At 68.5% G+C, this 9,585-nt stretch carries 10 protein-coding genes and 1 pseudogene; 5 read left to right on the top strand and 6 right to left on the bottom strand.

The genetic code is table 11. The annotated features are described in order from the left end of the window. Positions 1 to 24 precede the first annotated feature (24 nt). The 5 genes and pseudogenes from UK23_RS46580 to UK23_RS46565 form a co-directional block, all read right to left on the bottom strand. Positions 25 to 1,095, bottom strand: coding sequence for an APC family permease (locus UK23_RS46580; protein WP_196778187.1), 1,071 nt, complete (start codon positions 1,093 to 1,095; stop codon positions 25 to 27). Positions 1,096 to 1,160: 65 nt separating this feature from the next. After that, positions 1,161 to 1,652, bottom strand: a pseudogene (locus UK23_RS51110) (Ada metal-binding domain-containing protein); the annotation flags it as partial. A gap of 36 nt (positions 1,653 to 1,688) precedes the next feature. Continuing rightward, complete coding sequence (locus tag UK23_RS46575; protein ID WP_052685661.1) at positions 1,689 to 2,864, bottom strand: nitric oxide synthase oxygenase; 1,176 nt, start codon at positions 2,862 to 2,864, stop codon at positions 1,689 to 1,691. 183 nt (positions 2,865 to 3,047) lie between these two features. Continuing rightward, positions 3,048 to 3,698: a hypothetical protein gene (locus UK23_RS46570; protein WP_156213890.1), complete on the bottom strand. Its 651-nt coding sequence runs from the start codon at positions 3,696 to 3,698 to the stop codon at positions 3,048 to 3,050. Then, positions 3,695 to 4,741 (bottom strand): FAD-dependent monooxygenase, encoded by a 1,047-nt coding sequence (locus UK23_RS46565; RefSeq protein ID WP_045318284.1) that lies wholly within the window; start codon positions 4,739 to 4,741, stop codon positions 3,695 to 3,697. Before UK23_RS46565 ends, UK23_RS46570 begins: the two co-directional genes overlap by 4 nt. Before the next feature lie 70 nt (positions 4,742 to 4,811). Between UK23_RS46565 and UK23_RS46560 the strand changes: the two genes are divergently transcribed. The 5 genes from UK23_RS46560 to UK23_RS46540 all read left to right on the top strand — a co-directional run bounded on the left by UK23_RS46560 (position 4,812) and on the right by UK23_RS46540 (position 9,331). Beyond that, positions 4,812 to 5,348 (top strand): TetR/AcrR family transcriptional regulator, encoded by a 537-nt coding sequence (locus tag UK23_RS46560; RefSeq protein WP_052685660.1) that lies wholly within the window; start codon positions 4,812 to 4,814, stop codon positions 5,346 to 5,348. 106 nt (positions 5,349 to 5,454) lie between these two features. Then, positions 5,455 to 6,993: an ABC-F family ATP-binding cassette domain-containing protein gene (locus UK23_RS46555; protein WP_045318282.1), complete on the top strand. Its 1,539-nt coding sequence runs from the start codon at positions 5,455 to 5,457 to the stop codon at positions 6,991 to 6,993. 43 nt (positions 6,994 to 7,036) lie between these two features. After that, entirely contained in the window at positions 7,037 to 8,233 is a 1,197-nt protein-coding gene (locus UK23_RS46550; RefSeq protein ID WP_045318281.1) for a cytochrome P450, read from the top strand. Beyond that, positions 8,230 to 8,421: a ferredoxin gene (locus UK23_RS46545; protein ID WP_045318287.1), complete on the top strand. Its 192-nt coding sequence runs from the start codon at positions 8,230 to 8,232 to the stop codon at positions 8,419 to 8,421. Before UK23_RS46550 ends, UK23_RS46545 begins: the two co-directional genes overlap by 4 nt. A gap of 112 nt (positions 8,422 to 8,533) precedes the next feature. Beyond that, positions 8,534 to 9,331 (top strand): phospholipid scramblase-related protein, encoded by a 798-nt coding sequence (locus UK23_RS46540; RefSeq protein WP_045318280.1) that lies wholly within the window; start codon positions 8,534 to 8,536, stop codon positions 9,329 to 9,331. Here UK23_RS46540 and UK23_RS54435 read toward each other — a convergent pair. Further along, positions 9,328 to 9,585, bottom strand: a 258-nt coding sequence (locus tag UK23_RS54435; protein ID WP_045318279.1) for a hypothetical protein, incomplete at its 5' end; no start/stop codon positions are given. The genes UK23_RS46540 and UK23_RS54435 overlap by 4 nt on opposite strands.

The following is a 9,585-nucleotide window of genomic DNA, read 5'->3' as shown; positions in this document are numbered from 1 at the left end:
CAGCCCTTGCAGGGCGGGGAGCACTCAAAGTTGCCAGACCACTGCACCGGCGAGTGTCAGGCACCCTGCCAGCCCAATCGCGGGAACGACTCGCTTACCGAGCGTCCACGCGCTGGCGTTGGCGATCGCGTAATAGAGCAGTACGCAGAACGAGCTGAACACGATCGCTCGCGTGACGTCGACGGCGAGCACCAGCGCTATCGCCACTGTCGCCGTGGTGATCTCCGCCCAGCGCAGATCGGCCAGGAATCCCGGCAACCGGCGGTCGCGGGCCATGGCCAGCGCGGTCCGGCTCACCCCCAGCTGCAGCGAGAGCAGTGAGCCGAGCGCGGCCAGGCAGGCGGCGATCCGGATCACCGGCGCGAGGGCCGGGGACACATCGGCCAGCGTCTTCGTGGCCAGGTCGCCACCGAGGGCGCTCAGGGCGGTCACGGCCACCGACGCGTAGACGATCAGCGTGATGGCCAGCGCGATGATCACGGCTCGTGGGATCGTTTTGCGCGGTTCCTTGACCTCTTCGCCGAGGGTGGCGATGCGCGCGTAGCCGGCGAACGCGAAGAAGAGCAGTGCGGCGGCGGGGAGGATGCCCGCTGCCTTGAAGTCGGCGTGCGTGGGAGCTTCCCGCGCGGTCACCGTCATGGCGGCCAAGGCGAGCAGAACCGCGATCACGATGATCCTGGTGACCATCGCGGACTTCTGCACGCCCGTCAGGTTGAGGATCGTCAACGCCACGATCGCCGCCACTGCGACTGGCTTGGGCGCACCGACGTAGGTGCCCACGGTCAGCGCCATGGCCGCGCACGACGACGTCTTGCCGAGCACGAACGCCCACCCGGCCAGGTCACCCCAGACGCGGCCGAGGCGTTCGCGCCCGTAGACGTAGGTGCCGCCGGACTGCGGGTACTCGGCCGCCAGCCACGCGCTCGACAACGCGTTGCAGCACGCGATCACGCCCGCGACCACGAGGCTGACGAGCAGTGCCGAACCCGCCGCGGCGGAGGCGGGCGCGAACACCGCGAACACGCCCGCGCCGATCATCGAGCCGAGGCCGACGAACACGGCGTCGGTCAGGTTCAGGCTCCTGGTGAGCTGCACGAGCCCATCCAACCTCACCGCGGCGGACGAGACCCGCGAAGTGACCACCACGCGAGAACGAGGTGGCGAAAAGCCAGTCGCACGGCCAAAGTTCCCGAGGAAGGCGCCGAAGCCTCCCGCAGCTCCGAAGGCGTGCGGCCGCATACAGCGCGCACGGTGTCGTTGAATCAGCAACCGCGCGGGCCAGCGCGACAGGACCGGCGCCCACCGAAGCCAGCAACTGCCGCTGCACGTGACGAACGCTGTACCCGAGCCGGGCGGCCAGGCCCGGCACACCGAAGCGGTCGACCTCACCGTCCGCGATCAGCCGAAGCGCGGGCGGTGAGGTCGGCGCGGACGTTCCACTCCGGTGAGCCGGGGCTCACGTCCGGGCGGCACCGCCGGCAGGCCCGGAACCCCGCTGCCCTGGCAGCGGCCGCGGTGGGGAAGAACCGCACGTTCTCGGACTTCGGCGGGGTCACCGGACAGCTCGGGCGGCAGTAGATGCCGGTGGTGGTCACCGCCGCGAAGAACCACCCGTCGAACCGGGAGTCCTTGGCACGTACCGCCGCGCGCAGCTCTCCGCGTCGTCGTACATCCCGACGGCCAACGGCTCAGTGCGCCACCGGGCAACCAGAAGGCTTGTCGGCAGGGAAGAAGTTCGGCAACAGGTCGCCGCTCTCGTAGTAGCGGTGGTAGACCGGCGTCAGCCCGCCCGACACCGGCGGCACGATCCACGACCAGTCGGCGGGACACGACCTACCGGCAGCCTCCTCCTTGGCCAGGTGCGTCAGGAACCGCTGCGACTCGGTGTGGTGATCGGTGATCGTGACCCCGGCCTCGCCGAACGAGTGCAGGACGGCGCGGTTGAGCTCGATCAAAGCCCTGTCGCGCCACAACGTCGCCTCCGACGACATGTCCAGGCCCATCCGCTTGGCGAGGTACGGCAGCAGGTCGTACCGGTCGTGGTCGGCGAGGTTGCGGGCGCCGATCTCGGTGCCCATGTACCAGCCGTTGAACGGCGCCGACGGGTAGTCGATGCCACCGATGCGCAGCCGCATGTTGCTGATCGCGGGAACGGCGTGCCACTTCACGCCCAGCGACGCGAGCCACGGCAGTTCCGGGTGCGACAGCGGCACTTCCAGCACGGCGTCGGCGGGAATCTCCACCAGGGCCGGCTCGTGGCCGGCGCACGACACCATCAACGGCAGCACGTCGAACGGCCCGCGCGAAGCGGGTGGCTGCCAGCCGCGCTTCAACGCCAGCTCGGTCAACGCCAGGTTGCGCGCGTCCCCGAGCACGCCGCCGTCCGAACCGCGGTAGGCGGCGTAGCGGACGATCTGCTCGTTCAGGATCGACGGCGCCGGCATGCCAGGCTCGGCCGGGGCGAAGATCGTGATGACGGGACGGATCTTGCCGCCGTTCGTGGCGACGCGGAGGTGTTCGACGCACTCCGCGGCCACCTCGGCGGGGGTGGAGGTCTCGCGCAGGTCGCGCACCTTCAGGCTGCGCCAGTACAGGCGGCCGATGCAGCGGGAGCTGTTGCGCCAGGCCACGCGTGCGCCGAAGGTCAGCTCGGCCGTCGTGTGACGGTAGGTGCCGGTCGCGGCGATCTCCGCGTGCACCTCGGCCAGTCGCGCCTCGACCGGACCGAGGTCCGGGTGCTCGGCGTGGTGCTGGCGGATGAAGTCCTCTGCCTCGGCGATGTCGAACTCGGGGGTGTTCTCGACCTGCGCCGGGGGAAGCGCCGTGAGGGAACGCGGCATCACATCAGTCGGGACGGGGGTCATGGTTGAGGCACCGTAGTTGCGCTTTCGTGTACCCGAAACCGCCTGTCGCGTTACGCCATCTGGATCACTGGACCGCGTCCGACACGTTCAGCAAGTACTTGATACCGCAACCGGGTGACAAAGGGCGCGACAAAGGGTGGTTTTCGACTGTTATCTGGCCGAGACCAAACATTGACCGGTGATCTAGTTCACCGGTGGATTCGACCCGTTCGAGTGAACTTCGGAAGGGGTTCGCCTGCGCAGTTCGGCGGTTGCCGCACGCGCCAGGCGAATCCACCTCAGTCCGAACACGACCGCGAGCGCCGCGAGCACGATCCCGCCGCCGCGGAACACCAGAACATCGAGCCAGGCCTTGGAAACCACGACCGAGTGGTCGGACGCGAGCACGTCGATGCCGACCTCGCGACCGGACGGAACCGAACGCACCGGCATCTCGCTCGCGTACCGCACACCGTCCACTGTGTACTCACCGGAGCACTTCACCGTGCGGCCGCTCGACCCGCACGACGTCACCTCCGCGGTAACGGACACCGTGGGTTGAAGAGCGGGAATGGTCTGCTGCAGCCCGATCCCGCCGACGAACCCGAGGAACAGCACGAACAGGAACACCGGCAACGGCCCGCGCGAGTCGCTGTCCTTCGGGAACCGGAACGAGCGCATCACCCCGAGGACAGCCCCGACCAGCAGCGCGAGGCCGGCGAGCGCCAACGTGAGCCCGGTCGGGTGCCCGCCCCGCAGCGCGCCCACCACGGCCGACACCAGGAAAGCCGTCATCAGCACCGCCATCACCGCCGTGCACACCCGGCGGAACACCACGAGATCCACGAAGGTCATCGTGGCATCGCGGGCACCTCCCACGAGGAGAAACGGGTCATCCCGCGCACGGCCACCGAGCCCGGCAGCATGCGGTACACAGAATTCCGCACCGCCAGCGCGACCGGTGACCGCACCTCGATCCCGAACTTCCCCGCCAGCTTCGAGGCCTTCCACAGGGTCTGCGCGCGCGGCCGCCGCAACGCGTCGTACCGCACCAGATCACCGTCGACCGACGCCAGCGTCACGGCGTCCTCCAGCGCCATGCACGCCCCCTGCCCCATGTACGGGACCATCGCGTGCGCCGCGTCGCCGAGCAACGCCACCCGTCCGGAGATGAACGTCGGCAGCAACGGCAGTTCGTAGATGTCGTGCCGCAGGATCTCCGGAGTCGTCGCCAGCAGCTCCGGGAACGGCTCGTGCCAGTCGGCGAACACCTGCGCGGGGTCGAGCGAGGCCCCAGCCGGCGCGACAGTCGAGACGTACCAGCACAGGCGGCCGTCCCCGAGCGGCAGCAGGCCCGCCTCGCCGCCGGGACCGAGTGTCTGCGAGATCGGGAGATCGAACGGACCCGGCGCCACCCCTCGCCACGCCGTGGCCCCCGCGTACACCGGTCCCGGCGCGTCGGGCAGCAGTTCCGCGCGAAGGCGGCTGTTGATGCCGTCCGCCGCCACCACGAGGTCTGCGTCCAGCTCCTCAACGCTCGTGACTTCGACATTGTTGAAGAGGATCTCCGGCGGCAGCGCGCGCAGCAGCACACCGTGCAGATCGGCGCGGTGCATCGCGATGATCTTCTCCTGGCCGACCGCGGGCAGGTGCGCGAGCCAGCGCCCGTCGGACGACTTGATGCCACCCGACACGCGCGGTGTCCCGAGCCGCCGCGCCTCGTCCGCGACACCCATCCACTCCAGCGCGCGCACCGCGTTCGGCATCACGCCGATCCCGGCCCCGACCTCGCCAAAGGCGGCAGCACGCTCGAGCACCTGGACTTCCCAGCCCACGCGCCGCAACGACACGGCGGCCGCCAGCCCGCCGATGCCACCACCGACCACGATCGCCTTCATGTCAGCCTCCTCTACACCTGTAGAAGAATCTACACCTGTAGACTACAGCTGTAGAGAGACAAGGACCACAGTGCGAAAAGACCTGATCACGGACGCGGCGATCGAGCTCGTCGCAGAGCTCGGCATGCGCGGCCTCACCCACCGGGCGGTCGACCGCAAGGCCGGTCTGCCAGAAGGTTCGACGAGCGCCTACTTCCGCACGCGCAGGGCGTTGATCGAGGGGCTGGTGGACCGGCTCGCCGTCCAGGAGCAGGCAGAGATCTTCCTCGACCCGGAGGACCCGGCCGGCGGTCTCGCGAAGACGCTCGACAGCTGGCTGGTCGAGCGGAACCGCACGCTCGCCCGGTACGCGGCGATGCTCGAAGCCACGCACCACCCCGAGCTGAAGTCGATCCTCGTGCACTCCCCCCGCAAGCGGGCCGCGGAGATGGCGCGGGCACTGGGCCACGAGGACCCCGAACGCGCCGGTGCGCACATCAGCGCGTTCCTGGAGGGCCTGATCTTCTACCGGCTCGTCGGCGGCGGCAGCACGACCGGCCCGACGCCGGGCACCGAGGAAAGCGTGCAGGACCTGAAGAAGGCGATCGAAAAGGCGTTGCGACCGTAGGTACCGTGGGTCTCATGGGATTCGGGTACGGGGTCTTCTACCTCTGATTCAGGACGTGTGCCACCACACCACGTCCTGATTTCGCGTACCCAGATGAGGATCCCGCATGCGCACGCATGTCCATTTGACGACCCAAGATCTCACCAAGGGCTATGAGGCCGGGCCTGTCGTCGACGGCATCTCACTCAAAATCTCCGCAGGCCAACGCCTCGGCGTCATCGGCGAGAACGGCCGCGGCAAGACCACCCTCCTCCGCCTGCTCGCCGGCGATCTCGTGCCGGACCAGGGAACTGTCACCCGGCACGGTTCGTTGAGCCTGGTGCAACAGGAAATGCCGTTCCACGACAGCGAAACGGTGGGGGACCTGCTGTCCGAGGCACTGCGCGAAAGCCGTCAGGCACTGTCCGAACTGGACAGTGCCGCCGAGCCGTTCGACGAGCGGCGTTACGCTCACGCCCTGGCCCACGCCGAGGCCATCGAGGCCTGGGACGCCGAACGCCGCGCGGAGATCGCCCTCAAAGCCCTGGACGCCGACCACCCGAAGTCCAAGCAGCTCAAGGAACTCAGCGTGGGCCAGCGGTACCGCGTCCGGCTCGCGTGCCTGCTCGCCGAACGCGCCGACGTCCTGCTGCTCGACGAACCCACCAACCACCTCGACGAGCACGCGCTGAACTTCCTGACCGAACGCCTGCGGCAACACCACGGCGTCGTGGTGCTCGTGAGCCACGACCGCACGTTGCTGGACGACGTCTGCACGCAACTGCTCGACCTCGACCCGACTCCCGACGGCGAGGTGCACCTGCACGGCGGCGGCTACCAGGCGTTCAAGGAGGCCAAACGCGCCGAACGCCGGCGGTGGGAACAGCGGTTCGCCCAGGAGGAAGCGGAACACGACGAGCTCGCCGAGAAGGTCGAACGCGCTCAATCACGCCTGAAGGACGCCTGGCGTCCACCGAAGGGCACGTTCAAGCACCAGCGCACCACGCGCGCGGCGAACAAGATGCGCAACGTCGCTCGCCGGCTGGAGGAGCTGGACGACCAGCGCGTCGACGCTCCCCCGCCGCCGTTGGGCTTCGCCCCGCCAAACCTGACGGCCGACGGCGACCTGCTGCACGCCACCCCGCTGGAAGTACCCGGAAGGCTGAACCTCGCCGAGCCGATCTCGTTGTCCGCGGGCGAGAAACTGCTCATCGCCGGCCCCAACGGCGCCGGCAAGTCGACGTTGCTGAATGTCCTGGCTGGCCGCATCAAGCCTGCTGACGGCACGGTTCACCACGCCGGCAAGGTGGCGTTGCTCGCCCAGGAGTCGACGTTCGAGAACGAGGCCGCCACCGCGCGGCAGCTCTGTTCGCGGGTGGAGGAACTCGGTCTGCTCAGAGGAAAAGACCTCGCCCGCCCGGTCTCCCGCCTGTCCACTGGGCAGCGCAGGCGACTGGAGCTGGCGGTTCTGCTCAGCAGCGGCCCGCACGTGCTGCTGCTCGACGAACCGACCAACCACCTGTCGATCGCGCTGGTCGACGAGCTGACGGAGGCGCTCCGGCAGACACAGGCCGCCGTGGCCGTCGCGACCCACGACCGGCAGATGCGGACAGATTTCGGTTCGTGGCGGTGCGTGACGCTTCACAGATTGATGAAAGTTCTGTAGCTTCGAAATCAGGTCCTCTACCGAGCACTGGGAGGTGTGCGAGATGACCGAACTGATCTCCGAAGAACTGCCCACCACGCGGCCGAACCCGTTCGACCCGCCGACCGAGCTGACCGGGATCCGCGACAAGGCGCGGATCAGCAGGCTCGAGTTCGCCGACGGCCACCTCGGCTGGCTGGTCACGGGCCACCACCAGGTGCGGGAGATCCTGGGCAGCCCGAAGTTCACCAACGACCCGGGGAGTCACCACCTGCCGGACAAGCGCCGCCAGGTGGACGACAGCGACACGAAGCGCAAGGTCGAACCCGGCATGTTCCTCAGCCAGGACCCGCCGGACCACACCCGGCTGCGCAAGATGCTGCAGGGCCAGTTCACGGTCAGGCGGATGAACCAGCTGTCGGAGTGGATCGGCACGATCGTCGACGACCAGCTCAAGCACCTGCGGACGTTCGACGGCCACGCGGACCTGGTCAAGGAGTTCGCACTTCCGGTGCCGTCACTGGTGATCTGCGCGCTGCTCGGCGTCGACTACGACGAGAAGCACAGGTTCCAGGAGGACACGGCGAAGATGCTGAGCCTGGACACGCCGGTCAAGGAGGCCATGGCCGCCTTCGAGCGCATCCAGGAGTTCATGCGCGAGCTGATCGCCCGCAAGAAGGCCAGCCCCGGCGGCGACGACATGATCAGCGACCTGCTGGCCACCGGGGAGCCGACGGACGAGGAAGCGTCGAACATGGCGATGCTCCTGCTGCTCGCCGGGCACGAGACCACGGCGAACATGCTCGGCATCGGCACGTTCACGCTGCTGCAGCACCCGGATCAGCTGAAGATCCTGCGCGACGAGCCCGAGGTGATCGACAACGCCGTCGAGGAGCTCATGCGGTACCTGTCGATCATCCACTTCGGACCGCTGCGCACCGCGACCGAGGACGTGGAGATCGACGGGCACCTCATCAAGGCGGGTGACACGGTGATGATGCACATCCCGGTGGCCAACAGGGATCCGGAGAAGTTCCCCGGCAACCCGGAGGAGCTCGACCTGCGCCGCCCGGCGACGGGGCACGTCGCGTTCGGGCACGGCATCCAGCAGCTCGCCCGCATCGAGATGCGGATCGCGTTCGCCAAGCTGTTCCAGGAGTTCCCGGACCTCCGGCTGGACGTGGCACCGGAGGAGGTGCCGCTGCGCACGAACATGGGGATCTACGGGGTCCACTCGTTGCCAGTAGCGTGGTCGGCATGAGGATTTCCGTCGACCAGTCGAAGTGCTGCGGCTCAGGGATGTGCGTCCTGACGGACCCGGACCTCTTCGACCAGAGCGAAGAAGACGGCACGGTCGTGCTCCTGGTGGAGCACCCGGACGCCGAGCACGAGGCCACCGCGAAGGAAGCGGCAGGCTTGTGCCCGGCGAGCGCGATCACCATCAGCTGATCCGCGCAAAGCAGCACAAAACAGCCGTTGGAGAGCAGCCAGGCGACATCCGTGCCCGTCGCCTGGCACCAACGTGCCCACATCACACGAGTTCTCGCACTACGCTGCCCGCGTGAACCTCGCCCCGGGCTGGTACCCCGACAACGCCGACCCTCGCTTCGTCCGGTGGTGGGACGGCACGCAGTGGACCCCGCACACGCAGCCGCGCCAGCAGCAGACCGACGCCCATCACATGGAGATGCAGATGGGCGGCACGGGTCAGGAGAAGGTGGCGCAGCAGGTCCAGCGCGCGGGCGCGCACGGAGCCGGGCAGGGTGGCGGCAGCCTGTTCACCGAGCCCGTCCTGGTGGTGAACCAGAAGGCCAAGCTCATCGAGATGTCGAACTCCTACGTCATCTACGACCAGCACGCCCGCCACCTCGGCACCGTCGAGCAGGTCGGCCAGTCCGGCGCCGCGAAAGCGTTGCGCGCCTTCACCAAGCTCGACTCGTTGATGGACGTCCGGCTGGAGATCCGGGACGTGCAGGGCCATCCGGTGCTGCGGCTCGTGCGGCCGGCGACGATGTGGAAGTCCAAGGTGATCGTCGAACGCGGTGACGGCATGCCGATCGGCGAGATCGTGCAGGAGAACGTGTTCGGCAAGGTCCGGTTCGCCTACGTGTGCAACGGGATGAAGGTCGGCGGCATCTACGCCGAGAACTGGCGGGCGTGGAACTTCTCGCTGTGCGACCACACCGACACCGAGGTCGCGCGCATCACCAAGACGTGGCAGGGCATGGCGAAGGCGATGTTCACGACCGCGGACAACTACGTGGTGCAGTTCCACCGCCAGGTCCCGGACCCGCTGCTGAGCATGATCGTGGCGTCCGGCGTCACCGTGGACACGGTGCTGAGCCAGAACCAGAGCTAGTCAGCCCCTCCCCGCGCGGTCACGCCCGCGATGCCGGAAGCGAGCCCCGCGCGGTCACGCGATGCCGGAAGCGAGCCCTGCACGCCCACGCACGCTATGCCGAAGACCGGCCCCCGCATGGCTGTCGCGATGCCGGAGGCGAGCTCCGCATGGCTGTCCGCGAAGCCGGAGGCGAGCTCCGCATGGCTATCCGCGAAGCCGCAGGCAAGCGGCGATGGCGAAGCCGAGCCGAGGAGAGCAGGCGATCCGGGGCA

The sequence above is a fragment of the Lentzea aerocolonigenes genome (assembly GCF_000955955.1).
Lineage (GTDB): Bacteria > Actinomycetota > Actinomycetes > Mycobacteriales > Pseudonocardiaceae > Lentzea > Lentzea aerocolonigenes_A.
Note: the sequence above shows the minus strand (reverse complement) of the source record. Positions and strands in the feature narration are given on the sequence as shown.